Below are 20962 nucleotides of genomic sequence, written 5' to 3' on the forward strand. Positions count from 1 at the left end.
TGGTTTGTGGCCGCGCGGGGGGCCCCGGGGTGGGGCCCGCCGCGCGGTGCGGTGCTAGCTCAGTGCATCCTTCAGGACGAACTTGCCGCCCTGGATGACCAGGATCTGGAAGCCGCCGCTGCTCAGCGTGTGCTCCGGGGTGAACTTCAGCGGTCCGGAGAAGATCTGGAAGCCGTTGATGCCCTCCAATGCCTTGATGACGGCGGCGCCGTCGGTCCCCTTGGCCTGGGTGACGGCCTCGGCCGCCACGCGGACGGCATCGTAGGACTGCGTCGAATAGGGTCCGGGGGCCGCGCCGAACTTCTTGGTGTAGTCGGCAATCCAGGTCCCGGCGCCCTTGATGGTGTCGGGGGTCTGGGTCATCGTGGCGAACACGCCCTCGGCATTGGCGGCACCGGCAATCTTCACCAGGGACGGGTCGACGCTGCCGTCGGCCACCATGATCTTGCCCTTGAAGCCGGCGGACTTGAGCTGGTTGATGATCAGCCCGCCCTCCTGGTAGTAGCCGGTCCAGTAGAGCATGTCCGGGTTGGCGCCCATGATGTCGTGCACGGCCGAGGAGTAGTCGCTCTCCCCCGCCGTCACGGAGGTGGCCAGGGCAACCTTCAAGGTGCCGTTCGCCTGCAGGTCCTTCTTGGTCTCGGTGGCGATGTCCTTCGAGTAGCTGGTGTTGTCGTCTACCAGGGCCACACTCTTCACGCCGTCCTTGACCATGAACTTCACCGCAGCGGCGGCCTGCTGCGTGCCGGTGCCGTTGATCATGAACACATTGGGCAGCTTCTGGTTGACCAGGTCCTGCGAGTTGGCCGCCGGGATGATCATGGGGATGTTGGCCTTGGCAAAGATGGGCAGCGTGGGCAGCGTGGCGCCGGAGCAGTATCCTCCGACGGAGATGACGGCTCCGTTGGAGACGGCCTTGTTGGCGGCGGCGGCCGCCTGGGTGGGATCGCAGGCGCCGTCTTCCAGGTCCAGGGAGAGCTGGCGGCCCAGGACCCCTCCCTTGGCGTTGATCTCATCGACGGCCATCTGCATGCCGTTCTTCATGTAGACGCCGGTGGGCGCACTGGAACCGGACATGGGGATGACGGCGGCGAGCTTGATGGGGCCCGCGTCAGCGGTTTTGGCGGCCCCGCCGCCGAGGATTCCGCCGCATCCGGTGGTGGCCAGCAATGCTGCGGCCACTGCGCCGACGGCCAGAGCCTTGGGAAGTCGAAGTTTCATTGCCTGCATCTCCTTTGACGTGACAATATGCCGTCGGCGGTCCACATGCGGGCACCCGGACACGGCGGAATTGTTAGATAAATCACACTGCGCAAGTGAGTAAAATATGACATGTCACGGAGGGGCTGTCAACAGTTTCGTCGGCGTCCGGCGCAATCGAGACCCGAGCGAAACATTCCCCGCGGCCGTCGCAGGCCCGCGGGCGGGAGCAGGAACAGGCAGCCACTTTCGCGCACCAGCGGCGGACGGGAATCAAGGCCCGGTGCCCACTCCGCCACCGGGCCTGTCTGCTTCCAAGGCCTAAAGTGGGCGGCATGACCGGGGAAATGATGGATGCGGCGTACATCAGTCACACCGGCGGCGCCGGCGTGATTGAGTTTGGCGCGCTGTCGCTGCCGGGGGTGGCCGGCGGCACCGCGCTGGTGCGGTGGTCATCACCTCCTCAAGCCGGGACGGCCCGGGGAAAGCTGGTCCTGCTCCCCTGGCGCCCCGTTCGTCGCAGGATGTCAGCGCCGCTTTGCGCCACCCACGCGTCTCAGCGCCGTCCGCGCTTTTGCGCCCGGGCCTTCCCGCCGGGCCGGCCGCCGCCGCGGAGGTTCGGGCCGCCGCCCTTGCCGCCGCCCTTGCCGCCGCCCTTGCCAGCGCCCTTGCCGGCCGTCGCATTGCCCGTGCCGCGCGAAGCCTTGGCACCCTTCTTCGGCGCCTCCGCCTGCTTGGCCAGCACGGACGGCTGGCGCGAGCTGTTGGCGCTGCGGCCGCGCACCACGCCGATGAATTCCTCCAGGACGGCGTCGAAGCCGTCCGGCAGCGGCGAATCGGAGTGCAGCCAGGCGAGGCCGATTCCCGATTCCGGGACACCTGTCACCACGCGGGCACGCAATGCCTTGCGGCTGAAGTGGCGGGCCACGGACATCGGCAGGATCAGGATGCCCAGTCCGGCTTCGACCAGGTCCAGGGCTTCCTCCACGGAGGCCAGGGGCGGCAGCGGCTTGCGGGTTCCCGCCTGGATTTCCGTGGAAATGTCACGCCAGGCCGGGAAGTCGTCGGGGTCGGCCAGCAGGTACTCGTCGGCCAGTTCCTCGACGGCAATTTCCTCAAACGCCGCAATCGGGTGGTCCTTGGGCGCCACCACCACGGACAGCTCCGTATAAAGGGGAATGACGTTCAGCCCGGACATGTCCACCGGCAGCCGCACGAACGCCATGTCCGCGTTCCCGGCCCGCACGGCGTCGAGCTGGGTGGATTCAAGCACCGGCTGGGATGTCAGCGCCACGTCCGGCATGCGTTCCTTCCAGCGGTGGATCCATTTTCCGGGCGTCACGCCAGGGACAAAGGTCACGGTTAGTTCGCGGGGTTCTGGCACCTGTTTACCCTAACGCACTGCGTTGTCGGGCGGCAGTGGCCGGTACCCTTGAACCATGAGCATTGAACCGTCGCCCCAGGCCATGAAGTCCGCCACCGCGGCCAGGAAGCTGGGCATCCACCTGCCGGCCGCCCCTGCCGAGTTCCAGGAGAACGCAATCAGCCGGGAGGAATTCAAGGTTTTGCAGGAGAATCCGCCGGCCTGGCTGGAGGAACTGCGCCGCAACGGCCCGCACCCGCGCCAGGTGGTGGCCCAGAAGCTGAACATCTCCGTCGGCGGCCTCAACCGTTCCGACATCACCGAGCCGCTGACGACGGCGGAGATCACCGCGCTGCTGCAGGCTCCCCCCGCGTGGCTCGTGGAGGAACGCGCCGTTTTCGCAAAGGCCCGCGCCGAGGCCAAGCTGGCCAAGGAGCGCGAGGCGGCCCGCCGCCCGAAGGGCTGAGTGCACCCGCCGGTGCCAAAAGGGACGGCGCCTGCGGAATGGGACGGCCGTGGAGCACCGTCCCTTTCCGCAAGCGCCGTCACTTGTCAGGGAGGCCAGGGATTTACGGGTTGTAGACCTGGCTGGTGCGGCTGAGCACCTCGCCCCTGAAGAACTCCGGGTGCCGCTTGTACATGAAGAACATCAGCACGACCCCCAGCAGGATCACGCCGCAGCCGAGGATGAACACCAGGCCCAGCCCGCCAATGTTGGAGCCCGATCCGTAGGACGGGTCCATGGAGTCGTAGGCGGTCTTGAAGAACATGACCAGCAGGATCACCCCGCCCAGCAGCGGCGCCAGGAACTTGCACAGGAAGTTCCGCACCCCGTGGAAGGCTTCGGCGCGGAAGTACCAGACGCAGGCCAGCGCCGTAATGCCGTAGTAGAAGCAGATCATCATGCCCAGGGCGGTGATGGTGTCCCAGAGGGCGTTCTCGGACAGCGACCGGGTGATGACGTAGAAACCCGCGGCGGCGACGGCTGCCGCGACGGTGGCGTAGCCCGGTGACTTGTGGGCGGGGCTGATCCGCCCAAAGCTCTTGGGCAGCGCCCGGTAATGGCCCATGGACAGCAGCGTCCTGGCCGGGGAGACGAAGGTGGACTGCAGCGACGCGGCCGAGGAGCTGAGGATGGCCAGCGACATCAGGATCGCAAACGGACCCATGACCGGTCCCGCCAGCACGGCGAAGATGCTGCCCTGGTTGGCCGGGTTTCCGGCGCCCAGGCCGGTGGTGCCAATGCCCGCAAAGGACAGGGTGGCCAGGGAAACCACCATGTAGATCACCATGATGACCACCACGGTGACGGTGGCGGCGCGGCCCGGGGTCTTTTCCGGGTTCTTCGTCTCCTCGTTCATGGTCAAGGTGACGTCCCACCCCCAGAAGATGAAGATGGACAGCGAGACGCCGGCCGCGAACGCGGAGAACGAACCCACGGCAAAGGGGTTGAACCAGTCGGCGGAGATGGCCGTCGCGTCAAAGGCGGTTCCGTTGGCGACATGGGCGAAGGCCGCGATGGCAAACCAGCCCAGCACGAGCAGCTGGAACGCGACCAGGATGTACTGGAACGCCTTGGTGGTTTCCATGCCCCGGTAGGAAATCCAGCAGGCCCCGGCAATGAACACCAGCGTGGTGGCGATGTTCAGGGGCAGCACGCGGGTCAGGTCCGCCAGCGACGGGTTGGCGAAGATCTGCGCGAGCATCAGGAAAAAGAAGTCCACCGCCACGGCCGCCAGGTTGGACAGCACAATGATGGTGGCGGCAATCAGGCCCCAGCCGCCCATCCAGCCCAGCCACGGGCCGAAGGCGCGCGTGGCCCACGTGAAGGAGGTGCCGGCGTCGGGCATGGCATTGTTCAGTTCGCGGTAGCCCAGGGCCACCAGCAGCATGGGGATGAAGCCGACCAGGAAGATGGCCGGCAGGTGCACGCCCACCTCGGACACCGTGGGCCCCAGCGCCGCGGTCAGCGTGTAGGCCGGGGCGATGCAGGAGATGCCGATCACGACGGCGCCAATCAGGCCCACCGAGCCGGCCTTCAGGCCCTTCTCGCTCAGCCCGCGGTCGCTGGTGGCAACGGGGGCAATTTTGGGAATGGTCATGATCCCGTCCCGTCGGAACTGGTTTCGCGGTGGCGCGCCACGGGCGCGGCCAGTGCGCGAAGGGTGCGGCCGGCTGCGGCGCCGGGAACGGCCGTATTTCTGTGGGTGAGCATCAGGTCCTCCTCAGGACGTCTTTGTCGCTGTGTTGCATGGCATGCGGGCCGGGACCCGGCGGCGGAGCCGGCGGTCAAGCCCCGGCGGTGGAGCCCGGGGCCAGCTCCGCGATGAGCTTCCTGGCGGTGAACTGGCCCATGCGGACGGCGCCGTCCACATGCTGGTAGCCCTCGGCGGCGAGGTCGGAGCAGGACCAGTGGATGGGGCCCACGGGCGTGAGCTGGTCCGGGCCATAGCGGTGCAGGCCGCCGAGGTCGTAGCTGGCCGCGTAGGCGCCGCGGGTCCACTCCTCGGTGCCCCAGTCGGATTCGTAGTACACCACGGGCTCCGCCGCGGCGTCGCCGAGGAACTCGGCCAGGGACGCCGTGACTTCCTTCCGGCGCTGTTCCGGCGACAGGGTGAAGGCGTAGTCGGCCTTTTCGTCGGAGATGAACCCCACCAGGGTGCCGCGGGCGTCGCCGTGGTTGGTGTTGTCGTACACCTCCTGGACCAGCGAGGAGGCGGAAAAGCCGGTGCCGGAAAGCCCGTCCGCACGCCAGAAGGGCGTCTCGTAGACGGCGTGGACCTTGATGACGAAGCCCAGGGACTGGTGCTGGTGCATCTGGTGCTGGCGGCGGGGCAGCGGAGGCTCGAAGGAGACCCGGCTGTACAGGTTCGGCGGGACGGCCATGACCACGCGCCTGGCTGTGACCGTCGCGTTGTCGCTGACCACGGTGGCGAGCCAGCCGCCGTCGGCCTCTTCCCAGCGGACGGTGCGGGCCGGGGAGTTGAGGATGACGTTGCGCCCCAGCTTCTCCGCGATGGCGAGGGACACGCCCTGCATGCCGCCCACCACGCGCTTGTCGAGGATGAAGTTGTCGTCCACCAGGTTCGTGAAGGAGCCTGCCGAGGCGGCCATGAACACGGCCTGCAGCGCCGAAAAGGCGTGGGCGGGCTTGGTCAGCATGCCGCCGGCGATGAACAGGCCAATGTTGTTGCAGGCCTCCTCGTTGCCGGACTGGCTGCGCAGCCAGTGGTGGAAGGAGATGGTGTCCAGCTCGCGGGCCCGGGCGTGGTCCCACGGCCTTTCCGGGTCCATGGCGGCGGCGAGCCCGTCAAGGGTGTCGATGAGCTTGTTCATCTCGGCCTCGGTCTCCGCGTCCACCGGGAACATTTCGCCGGTGTAGCGGGTGCGGGTGCCGTCGGGGGCAATGTAGACGCTGTCGCCGTCGCGGTAGCGGGAATAGGTGTCCAGGCCCAGCTCCTCCAGCAGGCCGATCAGGGCTGTCTGGTCCGGGGAGACCCACTGGCCGCCAATTTCCAGCCAGGCGCCGTCGACCGTGTTGGACCAGGTGCGCCCGCCCACGCGGTCGCGCGCCTCGAGCACGGCCACGGACAGGCCCGCCTTGCCAAGTTCGTGTGCCGCGGTCAGCCCGGACGGGCCGGCGCCAATGATGACGACGTCGCGCTCAATGTTAGGTGTGTTGCCCATGGTTCCCTCTCCTGTGAACCGGCACGTGGGCCGCCTCACTAAATGAATAACGTTCATTTCCATTAGACTGTAATGGACGTCACCCGGAAAGGTAAAGGGGCGGCGCAAAATAAGTTGCGCCGGCCGGCGCAAGGGCAGCGACGGGGGCATCCTTTGACAGGCAGTGCAGGTCCAGGCAGGGCAGGTCCAGGCAGGGCGGCGGGATCGGGCAATACGCCCCTGAAGGCGTCCCCGGCAGGCAATTCCGGCGCCGGCCCGGTGCGACGCCGGGCGGGGCGCCCCTCGCAGGCCCTCCTGGGCCAGGGGCAAATCACCCGGGCGGCGCTGAAGCTGGTGGCGCGCGACGGCTACAAGGCGCTGACCATGTCGGGGTTGGCCAAGTCGCTGAACGTGGCGCCGTCGGCCCTGTACAACCACGTGGCCTCCAAGCAGGACGTGCTGCTGCTGGTGGAGGACGCCCTCATGGGACGCGTGGACGTGTCCGCCTTCGCCCGGATGCCGTGGGCGGAGGCCGTGCGGCTCTGGGCCCACTCGTACCGGGACGTTTTTTCAGCGCACCTGCCCTTGATTCCCGTCATCGCGCTGCTGCCCGTGACGAACGCGCCCCAGACCATCAAGATGTACGAGGCGGTGACCGACGGCTTCCTGCGGGCAGGCTGGCCGCAGGAACGGATTGTCGACGCGATTGTGGCCCTGGAGTCCTTCATCTTCGGCTCCGCGTACGACGCCAACGCTCCTGCGGACATCTTTGCCACGGGCGAACTGGCGGAGGAGGCACCCCACTTCAGCGCCGCCGTCTCGCTCCGGCGCAATCCTGCGGGGCACAACGACGCCGACGCCGCCTTCGCCCTGGGCCTGGACGCCCTGGTGGCCGGGCTGGCCGCGACGCTGGCCGGCTGAGAAGCCGCTGATGCCGGCTGAGGACGTGCCCTCTCGTCCCGACTAGCCACGCCGTCGGCGAATCCCTAGGCTGAAGCTGCAGGCCTTGACCGGCCCGACCAATAAGGAGCAGACCATGGGTTTCAGCATCAGCAACGCCGCACTTCGCCTGGTGTCCGGTGCGTTCATCCTCAATTCCGGCGTAGGCAAGCTCGGCCTGACGCCGGAGCACGCCGCCGGGCTGCAGGCCTCGGCCGCGCGCGTCATCCCGCAGGCCGCAACGCTGAAGCCGGAGCAGTTCGGCCGCTGCCTGAGCTATGCGGAGATCGGGATCGGCTCGGCGCTCCTGCTCCCGTTCGTCCCCACCCGCCTCGCCGGACTGGCGCTCGGCGCCTTTTCCGGCGGCCTCTTCGCCAACTACCTCAAGTCCCCCGGCATGACGGAGCCCGACGGCATCCGCCCCACGCCCGCCGGCACCATCCTGGCCAAGGACATCTGGCTCGTGGGGATCGCCGCGGCCTTGATCTTCCACCGCAAGCGGCGCTAGTCGATGCGTGGGCGGGCCGCCGCGGTAGACTCGCGGAAGGCACGTCCGGCGCCTCCGCCGGCACCATTGTCACCAGGAGCGCACGCTGTCCACCCCACCTTCCCCACCCGCTCGGCACCGGCGGCCCGGCCAGCCCACGCCCGCGGCGGCCAGGCAGCTGGCCAGGGACGGCGTCGTGCTTTACAAGGGCCGGCTGGCGCTCCTCAACAGCACGCTGACGCGGGACCAGGCCACGGCGGCGGACCTGCTGGCGGTCCGCGCCGCCCTCGACTCCTGCGCCGTCCCCTACCTCCTGGTGCGGGGCAACGGACACGTTCCGGTGCTGGCCGTCGACAGCTCCCACCGGCACGCCCTGAAGGCCGCCCTGGTCCGGCACTTCGCCGACGAGCCGTTCTATGCCCGCAGCCTGGGCGCGGGGAAGTCCACCCTGCTCATTGCGGACGGCGAACTGCCCCGGGGACGCAAGGCGCGCATCCTGCGCCTGTTCCGCCCGCGGCTGGAACCGGCCGGCGGCCTCTATTTTGGCGCCTCGGCGGGCGTCCAGCTGGAACTGTGGAAGTTCAAGAAGGGGTGCATCGTGCTGCCGGTCGAGAACTCGCTGACCCGCCGCATGGTCCGGGCCCAGGACGTCAAGCACGGCACGGTGGAACTCCACGGCAAGTCCTGGCCCACCATCGAGGACATGTTTGCCAGCCACGCCTTTGACGTTCCGTTTCCGGTGGACATAGTCTTCAGCTGGGTGGACGGCAGCTCCGAGGACTACCAGGCGGCACGCCGTGCACAGGAGGCGGGCGCCGTGCTGGGCGAGGGCGACGCGCACGAATCCCGGTTCCGCCAGATTGACGAACTAAAATATGCTCTGCGCTCCATATACATGTTTGCGCCCTGGATCCGCACCATCTACATCGCCACGGACTCACCGGCCCCGGCCTGGCTGGGCGACCACCCGCGGATCCGCGTCGTGCGCAGCGCCGAGCACTTCGCGGACCCGTCCGTGCTGCCCACCCACAACTCCATGGCCGTGGAGTCGCAGCTGCACAACATCGAGGGGCTCTCCGAATACTTCCTGTATTCCAATGACGACATGTTTTTTGGCCGCCCCCTCGGCCCGGACATGTTCTTCACCCCGGGCGGGATCACCCGGTTCATGCTCTCACCCAACAGGATCGGCCTGGGCGGCAGCGACGCCTGGCGCAGCGGCTTTGAGAATTCCGCCAGGGTCAACCGGAAGCTGCTGCGGGAGCGGTTCGGCCGCGTGGCCACCCGGCACCTGGAGCACGCGGCGGCACCATTCCGCAAGTCGGTCATGCAGGAACTGGAGAAGGAATTCCCGCAGGAATTTACAGCCACCGCGTCCAGCCGCTTCCGCGCGGCCGGGAACATTTCGGTGACGAATTCGCTCTACCACTACTACGCCCTGTTCACCGGCCGGGCGGTGGAGCATGCCGGGGCCAGGAGCGTCTACGTGGACACCACCACCCGCGCCGGCCTGGGCTCGCTGGCGCGGGTCCTGGCGAAGCGCAACGCGGACTTCCTGTGCCTAAACGACGGACACAACCCGGAGGTGGGCGCCGGAGAACGCCGCGAACGGGTCACGGACTTCCTGGAAAAGTACTTTCCCCTCAAGGCGCCTTGGGAGAAATAGCGTCCGCGCCCTCCGCCGACGCCAGCCCCAGGGCCGCCAGAATGAGCTGCTCGGGACTTTCCGTGCCGGGCTCGCCCGCCGGACCCCGGACTGCCTCCCTGTTGTTGGCGGACACGGCCTCCACCACCTCGCTGCGGTGGATGCTGACGTCCCGCGGGGCGTCGATGCCGATACGCACCCCCTCGCCGCGGCCGCCGTCGAGGATGGTCACCGTGATGTTCCCGCCGATGATGATCTTCTCGCCGATCTTGCGTGTCAATACCAGCATGCAGTTCCTTCCATGGATGTGCTGACGGGTTGAAGAGCTAAAGTTCGGCCGAGGCGGCCGGGTAGCCGTCCACCCAGCCCACCGGAACGCCAAGCTGGTTCACGGTCCCCGGGGTGGCCGTGTCCGTCGAGCCGAGCACTGCCACGGCGTCGGGAGCGGCGTGCCACGACGCCTGCCGGACCCAGGCCTGGGTGTCGTCGGGCTTGTGCGCGGCGTCCACCACCAGCCACAGCTGGTTGGGCCGCACCGAGGACAGCGCCTGCGGGCCGGAGGACCCCTGGTCCCCGATACTGAATGCTATCAACAGCGGCTTGCCGGCCACGGCCGCCAGTGCCTGCACCCGTGTCACCTCCGGGCTGTCGATGAGGACGTGCCCCACCCCGTTCGAGCGGAAGTCCCCGGCGGTGCGCAGCTCGGCCCCGCCGTCGACGGTGCCCGCCATGGCCCACGCGGTGCGCAGCGGATGGTCGCGCAGCCCCACCAGCACCACCAGGTCCCCGGGTGCCGTGCACAATTGCGGCACGCCGTCGGCGTCCCGTCCGTCGCCAACGGGCAGTGCTTCGAGGGGCAAGGCTTCGAGAGGCAGTGCTCCGAGAGGCAGGGCTCCGAGGGACGGGGCTTCGGATGGCCCGGATTCCAGGGCAGGCCGCGCAAGGGCATCGTCGCCGATTCGTTCCGCCATCCGGCCCAGGATCTCGTCAAAGTCGGGTTTCTGGGTGGACACCACCGGGGCGGCGGGCCCGGCGGAGGGGCCGGCCCGGTCGGCGCCGTCGGCATCGGCCAGCAGCTCGGCCAGGCCACGCCTCGCGGCGCCCGGGCGGCGCTGCGGCCCTTCCGCATCGCGGGAAACCCGCGGCCTCGACGCCGGGCGCCCGTCCACCTCGACGGTCACCTCAAACGACGTGGTGGCGCCGATGCCGAACAGCCCGCCCGTCTGGATGCGTTCGGCGCGGATGATCCGGGCCCGGTTGCCGTACGTGTCGAAGAGCTGCCAGCGCAGGCCCTCCATGCTGTGGCCCCTAAGCTGAAATAGACTGGGCACTGCGCACAACTCCTACCGTGTCGATGGTCGGGTTCCCGGCCGTTGCCTCCGTGTAGGAAAGCACGGGGAGGCCCCTGGTGCGCCCGGACACCAGCCGCCAGATGGCCGGCCGCAGGGCTGGGGCGCAGACCAGGACCGGGCTGCGGCCCGCCGTCTCGGCGGCGGTAAACGTCTCCGTCACGGACACCAGGAAGGACTCCAGCCGCGACGGGTCAACCACAATCTGGGTGCCGAGCTCGGACGGGCGCAGGCCCTCCAGCAGGGACTGCTCAAGTGTTGGGTCGATCATCAGCACGGCCAGCGAGCTGCCGTCCAGGCGCCTGTCCGCGATGACCGGACCCAGGCCGGCCCGGGCCGCTTCAATGAGCGATTCCGGGTCGGTGCCCTTCTTCGCCTGCAGCGACAGGGCCTCGTAGATGCGGGGGAGGTCGTTGATGGGCACCTGTTCCTCCAGCAGGCCCTGCAGCACGCGCTGGACCTCGCCCAGGGACAGCAGCCCCGGGACCAGCTCGTCCACAATCGACGGCGAGACCTCCTTGACGCCGTCGGTGAGCACCCGCACATCCTCGCGGCTGAGCAGGCGGGCGGCGTTGGCGCTGACAATGGCGGAGAGGTGGGTGATGAGCACGGACACGCGGTCGATCACGGTGGCGCCGGCCATTTCGGCGCTGTGCCGCATTTCCGCCGGGATCCACTTCCCGGCCAGGCCAAACACGGGCTCCACGGTGGGGGTGCCCGGCAGGGACCCCAGCTGCTCGCCCAGGGCCAGCACCCGTCCCGCCGGGGCCGTTCCCCGCCCGGCCTCGACGCCGGCAATGCGGATCACATAGGTCGACGGCGGCAGCTCCACATGGTCGCGGGTGCGCACCGGGGGCACCACCATGCCCAGCTCCATGGCCACCTTGTGCCGCAGCGCCTTGATGCGGGCCAGGAGGTCGTCCGCGGAGCCGGAGACAAGGTCCACCAGGTCGGTGGACAGCTGGATTTCCAGGGCCTGGACCCGCATCTGCCCCATGATGTCCTCCGTGGTTTCGGCCTGGGGCACGGGCGCCGCCGCCATCAGGGCCGCGGCGGCCGCCTTCTCCTCGCCCGCCTTGACCCGCTGCCCCATGAACAGCAGCAGCCCCCCCACCGCCAGGAACAGGAACACGGGCATGCCCGGGATCACGGACATGATGATCGCGGCGACACCGGACACAAGCAGGGCCGAGCGTGACTGGGTGAGCTGCAGGGCCGCCGTCGTGCCCATGTCGGAGGAGGCGTTGGAGCGGGTGACGATCATGCCCGTGGCCACGGCCATCAGCAGGGCGGGGATCTGGGAGACCAGGCCGTCGCCCACGGACAGCAGCGAATAGGTGTTGACGGCGTCGGTGATGTCCATCCCGCGCTGGAGCATGCCGATGGCGATGCCGCCCACCAGGTTGATGATGATGATGATGATGCCGACTATCGCGTCGCCCTTGACGAACTTGGAGGCACCGTCCATGGCGCCGTAGAAGTCGGCCTCGGCGGACACCTCCACGCGCCGTTCCTTGGCCTCGACGTCCGTGATCAGGCCCGCGTTCAGGTCCGCGTCGATGGCCATCTGCTTGCCGGGCATGGCGTCCAGGGTGAAGCGGGCACCCACCTCGGCCACGCGTTCGGCGCCCTTGGTGACCACCACGAACTGGATGACCACCAGGATCAGGAAGATCACCCCTCCAATGATCAGGTTGCCGCCGACCGTGACCTGCCCGAACGCCTGGATCACCTGACCGGCGTGCGCCTGGCCCAGCACCAGCCGGGTGGAGGCGACGTTGAGGCCCAGCCGGAACAGCGTGGCCACCAGCAGCAGGGACGGAAACACGGAGAAGTCCAGGGGCTTCTTCACAAACATGCTGTTCATCAGCACCAGCAGCGCAAAGACGATGTTGATGATGATCAGGATGTCCAGCAGCATGGCGGGGATGGGGACCACCAGGAGCAGCACAATTCCCACCACGCCCATGGGGATGGCCAGCTTGGAGAAGTTGCGGTTCACGCGGGGATTCCTTTGCTCAGGGTCGGGCTGTTCAGGGTCGGGCTGTAATTGGTGGTGCCCGCGGGGATGGCGGAGCCGTTGGGCAGGATCTGGTGTGTCCCCGCCGCGGAGCCGCGCTTTTTCAGGGCCATGACAAACGCGAGCACGGCCGCCACCTGGTTGTAGAGCTCCACCGGAATCTCCGCGCCAAGTTCACAGGAGCCGTGCAGGGCACGGGCCAGCGGGATGTCCTGGACCACGGGAACCTTCCTGGCCTCGGCCTCGGCCCGGATGCGCGCCGCCACCCGGTCCGCACCCTTGGCCACCACGCGGGGGGCGGACTTGCCCGGCTCGTAGCGCAGCGCCACCGCCACGTGCACGGGGTTGACGAGGACGACGTCGGCGGTCGCCACCGCGCTCATCATGCGGCTGCGTGCCATGGCCAGCTGGCGCTGGCGTCGGGCGGATTTGATCAGCGGGTCGCCGTCGCTGGACTTGTTCTCATCCTTGACTTCCTTCTTGGTCATGCGCGTCTTCTTGCGGTTGCGGCGCGAGACCACGAAGACGTCGGCCAGGGCCAGCAGCAGGCCGGCTGCCACGGCATACTGCACCAGCGCAGCCACGCCGCCGCCGGCCGCGCCAAGCAGCTCCGTGACCTGCAGCCCGCCCGCCTGCAACAGCACGGGCACCATGCCCTGGACAACGGTGTAGAGGACCAGCCCGACGACGGCCGTTTTCAGCAGCGCCTTGGCCCCGTTCCACAGCGCCTGCGTGCCCACCACGTTCTTGATCCCCTTGAACAGGTCAAACTGCTCGAACTTGGGCTTGAACTTCTTGAACCGGATGCCGCCCTGGACGGCGGCCGCCGCCGCGACGGCGGCAACCACCGTGAACAGCATGGGACCGAGGATGCCCGCCAGCGTGCCCAACGCCGTCTCCAGGGCGCGCAGCGCCACTAGCGGGTCGGGGTGCGCTGCCATCCGGGCGGCGGTGAACATCTGGTCCGCCAGGGCGTTCGAGCCACGGGCAATCACGCCGGGAAGCATGATGACGGCCGCCCCGACTCCCACCCATGCGGTCAGGTCCTGGGAACGGGACAGCTGGCCCTTTTCCCTGACCTCCTTCATGCGTCGTTCGGTGGCCTTTTCGGTCCGCTCACCTGACTCAGCCACGGGCACCTGCCCTCGCGAGGTAGCCCAGGACGGTGCTGACCATGGCCGGAACCACATGCCCCAGCCCCATGATGAGCAGGCCGCCCAGGGAAAGAGTGAGCATGATCTTCAGGGGGAAGCCCATGGCAAAGGCGTTCAGGGCCGGCGCCACGCGCGTCAGCAGGCCCAGCCCGGCGTCGGCCAGGAACAGGACCACCAGCAGCGGCCCGGCAATTTGCACGGCGGCCAGGAACATCCCGGTCGTGGCGGTGGCGATGAGTTGTGCGGGGTGCGCCGGATCAATGGCCGCGCCCACGGGGATCGCGTCGAAGGAGCGGGCCAGCCCGCCGATGATCAGCTGGTAGCCGTCGGAGGCAAGGAGCAGCGCCAGGGCGGTGAGCTGGAACAGCCGGGTGAACTGGGCGCCGTTGACCATGGACTGCGGATCGAAGGCCTGGGCCATGGCGAAGCCGCCAAAGGTGTCCACCATGGCACCCGCCGTCTGGATGGCCGCAAACACCAGGTACACCAGGAACCCCAGCGCCGCCCCGGTCGCGACCTCCAGCAGCAGGGCCAGGATGAAGGGGCCGGTGTCGCTGACGGTTTCCGCCACGGGGAGCCGGGCGGCCATGGCGACGGCCAGGCCCAGGGCCAGCATGCCCTTGATGCGCAGCGGGATGGCGTTGTAGGAAAACGGCGGGGCAATGACAATGAACGCCGTGATCCGCACGGCGGCGAGCAGGCAGGTTTCCAGCCAGGCGGGGTCGATCGGGATGTTCATCGCTCAGCCCCTCAGCAGCAGGGGGATTTTGTCGAAGAGTTCGTGCGTGAACGTGACGATCTCGGTGATCATCCAGTGTCCGCAGATCAACAGCGCCAGGGCGACCCCGACCGCCTTGGGCACGAAGGACAGCGTTGCCTCCTGGACCTGGGTGATCGACTGGAGCAGGGAGATGGCGAAGCCGACCACGAGGGCCGTCAGCAGGATCGGGGCGCACAGCTTGGCGGCCACCCAGAGGGCCTGCACGGCAATGTTGAGGACCTCGGAAGTGTTCATGGGCCGCCTCCATAGCTTCTCACCAGGGCGGTGATGATCAGCCCCCAGCCGTCCACCAGGATGAACAGCAGGATCTTGAACGGCAGGGAGATCATGACCGGCGGGAGCATCATCATGCCCATGGACATCAGGGCCGACGCCACGACGATGTCGATGATCAGGAACGGGATGAAGATGACAAAGCCGATGATGAACGCGCTGCGCAGCTCGGAGATCATGAAGGCCGGAATCAGCGTCAGCAGCGGCACCGCATCCGGGGTGGCCGGGTTTTCCCTGCCCGCCGAGCGCGTCATCAGCGCAATGTCCGCCTCGCGCGTCTGCGGCAGCATGAAGTGGCGCAGGGGGCCCGAGGCGGCGTCGAACGCCGCCGCGATGTCCATGTGGCCGCCGAGGTAGGGCTGGACGGCGGCAGTGTTGATGGCCGCCAGCGTGGGGGACATGATGAACAGGGAGAGGAAGAGGGCCAGGCCCGCCACCACCTGGTTGGGCGGAATCGACTGCAGGCCCAGGGCGTTGCGGGTCATGGCCAGGACCACAAAAATCTTGGTGAAGGACGTCATCATCAGCAGCAGCGCCGGCGCCACGGACAGCAGCGTGATCCCAAGCAGGGTGACGATGGCCGAGCTCGGCTGGCCGTCGAGGCCGTTGACCGTGACGTTGACGCCGCCGGTGCCCGGAACCGTGGGGTTGGTGGGCGGGGTCGGTGCAACGGGATCGCCCGGCGCCATGACGGAAAGGGCGTGGGCGGACGCGGAAAAGACCAGCTGGAAGGCCACGAGGGCCGCGAGCAGGAGCCCCAGCATCACCGCCGCCCTGCCCCACCGGCGCAGGGTGACGGAGTCGGGCTTCACAAGTTCAGGCCCTTGCGCACGGCCGCCCCTGCCTGCTGCCAGGTCTTGGGCGAAAGGATGGAGCCGGATAGCGCCTCCTGACGGGGGCGGTGGTGGCGCGCGCGCAGGGCCCGGGACCCGGCGTCGTCCATCCCCCGCGGGCCCATGCCGGCAGCGCGCATGGATTCGTCAAAGGCAGGCTCGTCGACGGGGATGGGCGCCGGGGCGTCGTGGAGGACGTTGATGGAGTGTTCGGTCACGCCCAGAAGGAAGCGGCGGCCGTCCGCGTCGACCACCACCACGGAGGCTTTCTGGCCGACACTGCGCCGGCTGACCACCGCAAGGTCCGCTTCCGCGCCGGCACGGCTGCCCTTGGACCAGCGCTTTTGCACCATCCACAGCAGGACCACCACAACGCCCAGTGAAAGCCCCACCCGCAAGACCAGCAGGAGCGTGTCCACCTAGCCGACCGTCTCCGCGGAGTCCAGGATCTTTGTCAGGCGCACGGCATACTCCTGGTCAACCACCACTACCTCGCCGTGCGCAATGAGGCGTCCGTTGAGCAGGATGTCCGCCGGTGCCCCGGCGGAACGGTCCAGGTCCACCACGTCGCCAGGTTCCAGGCCCAGGACGTTGGCGACAGTCATGCGGGTGCGCCCGATCACCACGGACAGGGCCATTTCGACGTCGTGGATGCGGCCCATCTTGTGGGCGCTGATGTCCGTCCCGCCGCTCGACGGACGGCTTGCCGCCTGGTCGATCCGGATCGCGAACCAGGCAAAGGGCTCGGTCCGGCCCGGTTCGGAGATCCGGAACACGGAGGACTGCGGATCGGTGAAGAGCGCCGTGGAGTCGTCCTGGGCCACGTCGCCGAGGACGCCGGAACCGAGGGTTTCGGCCGCGGCCTCCAGTGCCGGCCGCAGCACGTCCGCGGCGGAGACGGAGGATGAACCACCCGCCGCCCGGATGGCCGCTTCGGTGGCCGTCGGCAGCGAAAGGGCGAGTTCGGCGGAGACCGCTCCCAGGTAGTCGACGGTCAGCGTCGTCATGCCTGAGGTTGGAATTTCCCCGTTGGTGACCGGCCAGGGCAGCGGCTCCAGGGGGCCGTCAGCGGGCAGCAGGCGCGCAAGGGCATCCACGGCTCCGGTGTGAAGTGTTGGGGCGGATGTCACGGGGCACTCTCCTCGATTGAAACTACTTGCCCGGCCTGCCGGGTGCCATGCGTTACGCCAACGGCGCGCGCCACGGGTCGCCCTGCCACGGTCAGGTCAAAGGGCCTGCCGGTGGGATGCCGCAGCGGCAAAACGTCGCCCACGGCCAGGTTGAGTATGGCGCCGGGCAGGACAGGGACCGGGGCGAGGGCCATTTCGACGTCGACGGGGGTTCCTGCCAGATGGCAGCGCAGCTGCCTGGGGGCGTCGGCCGGGCTGCTCATGGGATTGCTGGTGCCCAGCTGGTCAAGCAGCGGGTCGGCGGGGAGCGCGATGGAGGTGTCCCAGGTGGTGTCCCCGACGGTGACAATGAGCGTGGCGACGATCATCAGCGTGTCGGTTGCCGCAGCCTGGGCGAATTGTGAGTTGAAGAGGATGTCGTGGACCGTGGGCGGGGCGGACAGGAGCGACCCGAAGGAATAGTCCAGGTCTTCAAGCGCATCCTGCATGAACTGTTCCACCAGCGAGTGCTCAATGTGCGTGAACTTGCGGTTCGGCACGGGGGCGGACAGGCTGCCGCCCACCATGCGCGTGATCCAGTGGAAGACCGCCTCCGTGGGATATTGAATGACCCCCTTTGCGTCCTGGCCCTTGATGGCGCAGATGACCACCGCGGTCGTGGTCGGCAGGGACGCGGCGTACTCGTCATACGTGACCATGCTGATGTTTTCGGCCACCACCGTCGTCGCGGCGCGGATCGTGGAGGTCAGCAGCGTCCCCCACTGCCTGGCGTACGTTTCAAAGGCAAGCTCGAGGACGCGGCTGTGTTCCCTGGCGAGGGTGGTGGGCCGCCCAAAGTCGTACACTTCCACGGCACGCGCCAGCCCGTTGCCGGGCAGGGCTGGATTGAGTGAAAGTACAGGCACATCAGCCACTATCGGCAGCGCCCGGGATGCCGTTAGGGCTGATTCACCTTTACCTTCAGCGCCTTCGGGATCAGGGCCCGCACGTCCTCCGTCTGCTTGGAAAGGACTACGATGTCCACCCTCCGGTTCAGCTCGCGCAGGGCTTCGGTGGAGTCGTCGTTGACCTGGCGCGAGGCGCCGTATCCGACGGCGCCGATGGTGGATCCCGGGATGTGGCTGTGCTCCACGAGGTAACGCAGCACCCCGACGGCGCGTTCGGAGGACAGCTCCCAGACGGAGGGATAGCCGGTGATGGCGTTGGCCGCGTGACCCTCCACGGAAATTTCCAGCCTGGCCTTTTCCAACACCGGTGCTATCGCCGTCAGGACCCGGTCGGCGCGCACGGACAGGGCCGGGCTGTCGGGCAGGAAGAAGGTCTGGGAGCCGACCAGCTTGACGGTCAGCCCGCGCTCGTCGACGGAAAATTCGACGTTGGCGGCCAGCCCGGCCCGGGCCAGGCGGGCGTGCATCTCATCGCGGAGGGCGGTCAGCTTGGCCACCTCGGCGAGTGCCTTCGCCATCTTGTCGTTGGTGAACGAACCTTCCTTGCCAACATCCTTCGGCGCCACAATCACCCCGGCGGCCGTGTCGATCTTGCCGACATTGACCTGCCCGAATCCGGTGGCCAGGGAGTCCTTCAGCTGGCTGAACTTTGCGTTGTCAACCGACGACATGGCGTAGAGGACGATGAACAGGCACATCAACACCGTCACCATGTCCATGTAGGAGGCCATCCACCGTTCGTCCGCGTGGTGTTCGGGGGAGCCCCGGCGGCGGGACCCGCGGCCGCCCCGTCGCGGTGTCACGCCGCCGACTTCAGGTGGTCGTCGCTCCCGGGCCTGGCCTCCGACTTGGCGCTCCCGCGGCGGTGTTCCGGGACCAGGGCCGTGAGCCGCTCACGCAGCAGTATGGGCTGCGACCCTGCCTGGACGGCGAGGACGCCTTCCATCAGCAGCGTCATCCGGTCCGCCTCAAGCTCCGAGAGCCGGGCAAGCCGGGCGGCGATGGGCAGCCACATGAAGTTGGCGGACAGCAGGCCCCAGAGCGTGGCGACGAAGGCGCTGGCAATCATTGGACCCAGCGTGCTGGGGGTGGAGAGGTTTTCCAGCACGTGGGTGAGCGAGACCACCGTGCCGACAATGCCGATTGTGGGGGCGTAGCCGCCCAGCTGCTGGAAGAAACGGTAGGCGACGCCGTCCGTCTTCATCTTCGTGTCGATGGCGTCGTCAAGCATGTCCCGCAGCTCGTCGCCGTCCGTGCCGTCGGCAATGTTTTGCAGCGCGTCGCGCAGGAAGGCGTCCTCCGTTTTGGCCGCGTCTTCCTCCAGGGAGAGCAGGCCCTGGCGGCGGGCCTTCTCGGCCAGGGCAACCACCGTGTCGATGCTCTCGATGGGCGGGGCCGGCTTGGCGGTGAAGGCCTTGGGCAGGGACTTGAAGGCGTGCAGGAAGTCCTTGGTGGTGGAACCGGCCAGGCCCACGGAAATGGTGCCGACGAAGACCAGCATCATCGGCGGCACCAAGATGATGCTGCCGACCGTTGAACCTTCCATGGTGAGCATGGCGACGAGGGCGCCGAAGGCGACCAGGATGCCTATGAGCGTTGCCGGATCCATGGCCTACTGCCCGCCCGTGATGGTTCCGTCGCCCGGGTCCGACGGGTGGATGACGCTCAGGTGCGACGTCCTCCTGGCCGGTGCCGGAGCCTCGTTGTAGGCGGTGGCGATGACCTGGGCGCGAAAGGCCGCGATCTTTTCAATGATCACCGCCATGGGCTCGGTGACAATGAACCGTGCGCCGTCGGCCATGATGAGGATCGTGTCGGGGGATTCGAAGATACGGGCGATCAGGTCCGGATTCACCGCGAAGTGCCGGCCGTCAAGGCGGGTCACAGTTATCATGGGTTTATCCTTTTCACGGCTTTCATGGTGTCAACCACGTACACCGCCCACTGTCGGCCGTCCCGCCCCGTGCGTTAGGAGCGGGACGGCCGCTGTGGCTACCGCTTGAGCTGGGTCAGCTCCTGCAGGACCTCGTCCGAGGTGGTGATGATGCGTGCGTTCGCCTGGAAACCGCGCTGGGCCACGATCAGGTTCGTGAATTCCTGGGACAGGTCCACATTGGACATTTCGATGTAGCCGCTGGTGAGTTCGCCGAATCCGCCCTGCCCGGCCGCGCCAATGGTTGCGGCGCCGGATGAGGCGGTGGCCCGGTAGCTGGAGGAACCGATTTTTTCCAGGCCGCCGGGGTTGCTGAAGTTCGCCAGGGCCACCTGGCCAATCACCATGTTCTCGCCATTGGTGAACGTGCCCGTCAGGGTGCCGTCGGTGCCCATGCTGAAGGAATCCAGCGTGCCGGCGGCGTTGCCGTCGTGGCTCGTCACGGCCACGGTGCTGGCGCCGGCGTTGCCTGTCAGGGCGGCCAGGTCCACGGTGATTGCGCCGCTGGTCAGCGTGGTGCCGGCCGGGAGGGCTCCGTTGGTGAACGTCAGGGGCTTGGCCGCGCCGCCGTCCGCACTTGCCTCCCACCCGGTTGCCGTCATCGTGAACGTCAACGCAAGGTTGCCCTTGGCGCCCCTGGCGTCAAATGACTGGACGTCGCGGACCACCGTGGCACCCACCGCCGCGTCGCTGGGCAGGTTGCCGCCCAGGACCACCGATTGGGTGGCGGCCGGGGGTGCCACGATGTCCTTGGCGATGCGGATGTCGCCGAGCGCGCCGCTGGAGTTGACCTTCCCGCCCACGGCGGACCAGCCCTGCAGCAGCGCGCCGTCGGGGGAGACCAGCCGTCCCCGGGAATCAAAGTCGAAGGCGCCGGCACGGGCGAAGGACTGCTGGCCGCCCTTGCTGGTGATGAAGAAGCCGTCCCCGGAGATCATCATGTCCGTGGCACGGCCCGTTGCCTGGGCCGAGCCCTGGGAGAAGTTCGTGGAAATGGCGGCGACCTGGACGCCCAGTCCCACCTGGGCGGCGTTGGTGCCGCCGGTTGCGGCCTGCGCGGCCGAGCCGGACCGTGCCACCTGGGACAGCGTGTCCTGGAACTGCACGCTGGAACCCTTGTACCCGGCCGTGTTGACGTTGGCGATGTTGTTGCCGGTGACGTCGAGCATGGTCTGGTGTGCGCGGAGGCCGGAAATGCCTGAATACAATGAACGAAGCATGGGTGGAGCCTTTCTGTGCCGG

22 protein-coding genes are annotated in these 20962 nt (G+C 68.0%); 4 read left to right on the forward strand and 18 right to left on the reverse strand.

The annotated features are described in order from the left end of the window. Positions 1-54: 54 nt before the first annotated feature. Positions 55-1221 carry a branched-chain amino acid ABC transporter substrate-binding protein gene (locus tag G6034_RS15070; protein WP_218063954.1) on the reverse strand — a complete coding sequence of 389 codons (1167 nt, stop codon included), beginning with the start codon at positions 1219-1221 and terminating at the stop codon, positions 55-57. A 535-nt stretch (positions 1222-1756) separates the two neighbouring features. Next, positions 1757-2584 carry a substrate-binding domain-containing protein gene (locus G6034_RS15075; protein ID WP_343038086.1) on the reverse strand — a complete coding sequence of 276 codons (828 nt, stop codon included), beginning with the start codon at positions 2582-2584 and terminating at the stop codon, positions 1757-1759. An 82-nt stretch (positions 2585-2666) separates the two neighbouring features. Between G6034_RS15075 and G6034_RS15080 the strand changes: the two genes are divergently transcribed. Then, positions 2667-3029, forward strand: a complete 363-nt coding sequence (locus G6034_RS15080; RefSeq protein WP_176635988.1) for a DUF5997 family protein — start codon at positions 2667-2669, stop codon at positions 3027-3029. A 103-nt stretch (positions 3030-3132) separates the two neighbouring features. Here the strand turns inward: G6034_RS15080 and G6034_RS15085 are convergent, their stop codons facing one another. Both G6034_RS15085 and G6034_RS15090 read right to left on the reverse strand, forming a co-directional pair. Then, entirely contained in the window at positions 3133-4665 is a 1533-nt protein-coding gene (locus tag G6034_RS15085) for an APC family permease (RefSeq protein WP_176635934.1), read from the reverse strand. 187 nt (positions 4666-4852) lie between these two features. After that, complete coding sequence (locus tag G6034_RS15090; protein ID WP_246296047.1) at positions 4853-6250, reverse strand: flavin monoamine oxidase family protein; 1398 nt, start codon at positions 6248-6250, stop codon at positions 4853-4855. Positions 6251-6469: 219 nt separating this feature from the next. Between G6034_RS15090 and G6034_RS15095 the strand changes: the two genes are divergently transcribed. The 3 genes from G6034_RS15095 to G6034_RS15105 all read left to right on the forward strand — a co-directional run bounded on the left by G6034_RS15095 (position 6470) and on the right by G6034_RS15105 (position 9321). Further along, a complete protein-coding gene (locus G6034_RS15095; RefSeq protein ID WP_246296049.1) occupies positions 6470-7150 on the forward strand; it encodes a TetR/AcrR family transcriptional regulator in 681 nt (226 codons plus the stop codon). A gap of 115 nt (positions 7151-7265) precedes the next feature. Beyond that, entirely contained in the window at positions 7266-7676 is a 411-nt protein-coding gene (locus tag G6034_RS15100; protein ID WP_176635937.1) for a DoxX family membrane protein, read from the forward strand. Between the two features lie 85 nt (positions 7677-7761). Further along, a complete protein-coding gene (locus G6034_RS15105) occupies positions 7762-9321 on the forward strand; it encodes a stealth family protein (RefSeq protein ID WP_176635989.1) in 1560 nt (519 codons plus the stop codon). Here G6034_RS15105 and G6034_RS15110 read toward each other — a convergent pair. The 14 genes from G6034_RS15110 to G6034_RS15175 all read right to left on the reverse strand — a co-directional run bounded on the left by G6034_RS15110 (position 9299) and on the right by G6034_RS15175 (position 20940). Next, on the reverse strand, positions 9299-9589 hold the full coding sequence (locus G6034_RS15110; protein ID WP_176635938.1) for a carbon storage regulator: 291 nt from the start codon (positions 9587-9589) through the stop codon (positions 9299-9301). The genes G6034_RS15105 and G6034_RS15110 overlap by 23 nt on opposite strands. Before the next feature lie 37 nt (positions 9590-9626). After that, the gene (locus G6034_RS15115) at positions 9627-10598 is read right to left on the reverse strand and encodes a hypothetical protein (protein WP_218063955.1); all 972 of its coding nucleotides are present in this window, start codon (positions 10596-10598) and stop codon (positions 9627-9629) included. Between the two features lie 10 nt (positions 10599-10608). Then, positions 10609-12618: a flagellar biosynthesis protein FlhA gene (locus G6034_RS15120; RefSeq protein ID WP_218063959.1), complete on the reverse strand. Its 2010-nt coding sequence runs from the start codon at positions 12616-12618 to the stop codon at positions 10609-10611. A gap of 29 nt (positions 12619-12647) precedes the next feature. Beyond that, complete coding sequence (locus G6034_RS15125; RefSeq protein WP_176635940.1) at positions 12648-13802, reverse strand: EscU/YscU/HrcU family type III secretion system export apparatus switch protein; 1155 nt, start codon at positions 13800-13802, stop codon at positions 12648-12650. Beyond that, on the reverse strand, positions 13795-14562 hold the full coding sequence (locus tag G6034_RS15130; protein WP_176635941.1) for a flagellar biosynthetic protein FliR: 768 nt from the start codon (positions 14560-14562) through the stop codon (positions 13795-13797). The genes G6034_RS15125 and G6034_RS15130 overlap by 8 nt, the downstream gene beginning before the upstream one ends. A gap of 3 nt (positions 14563-14565) precedes the next feature. Next, on the reverse strand, positions 14566-14838 hold the full coding sequence (fliQ, locus tag G6034_RS15135) for a flagellar biosynthesis protein FliQ (protein ID WP_176635942.1): 273 nt from the start codon (positions 14836-14838) through the stop codon (positions 14566-14568). Further along, positions 14835-15641 carry a flagellar type III secretion system pore protein FliP gene (fliP, locus tag G6034_RS15140; RefSeq protein WP_176635990.1) on the reverse strand — a complete coding sequence of 269 codons (807 nt, stop codon included), beginning with the start codon at positions 15639-15641 and terminating at the stop codon, positions 14835-14837. Before fliP ends, fliQ begins: the two co-directional genes overlap by 4 nt. Before the next feature lie 44 nt (positions 15642-15685). Next, the gene (gene fliO / locus G6034_RS15145) at positions 15686-16129 is read right to left on the reverse strand and encodes a flagellar biosynthetic protein FliO (RefSeq protein WP_176635943.1); all 444 of its coding nucleotides are present in this window, start codon (positions 16127-16129) and stop codon (positions 15686-15688) included. Next, on the reverse strand, positions 16130-16840 hold the full coding sequence (fliN, locus tag G6034_RS15150) for a flagellar motor switch protein FliN (protein WP_176635944.1): 711 nt from the start codon (positions 16838-16840) through the stop codon (positions 16130-16132). It abuts the gene before it with no gap. Further along, entirely contained in the window at positions 16837-17745 is a 909-nt protein-coding gene (locus tag G6034_RS15155) for a flagellar motor switch protein FliM (protein ID WP_343038089.1), read from the reverse strand. The genes fliN and G6034_RS15155 overlap by 4 nt, the downstream gene beginning before the upstream one ends. 32 nt (positions 17746-17777) lie before the next feature. Then, entirely contained in the window at positions 17778-18590 is an 813-nt protein-coding gene (locus tag G6034_RS15160) for a flagellar motor protein MotB (RefSeq protein ID WP_176635945.1), read from the reverse strand. Further along, on the reverse strand, positions 18587-19396 hold the full coding sequence (locus G6034_RS15165; RefSeq protein ID WP_176635946.1) for a motility protein A: 810 nt from the start codon (positions 19394-19396) through the stop codon (positions 18587-18589). Before G6034_RS15165 ends, G6034_RS15160 begins: the two co-directional genes overlap by 4 nt. A gap of 3 nt (positions 19397-19399) precedes the next feature. Continuing rightward, positions 19400-19681, reverse strand: coding sequence for a flagellar FlbD family protein (locus G6034_RS15170; RefSeq protein ID WP_176635947.1), 282 nt, complete (start codon positions 19679-19681; stop codon positions 19400-19402). A 98-nt stretch (positions 19682-19779) separates the two neighbouring features. Then, positions 19780-20940, reverse strand: a complete 1161-nt coding sequence (locus G6034_RS15175) for a flagellar hook protein FlgE (protein WP_176635948.1) — start codon at positions 20938-20940, stop codon at positions 19780-19782. Positions 20941-20962: the final 22 nt, after the last annotated feature.

It is taken from the genome of Arthrobacter wenxiniae (genome assembly GCF_013376105.1).
Lineage (GTDB): Bacteria > Actinomycetota > Actinomycetes > Actinomycetales > Micrococcaceae > Specibacter > Specibacter wenxiniae.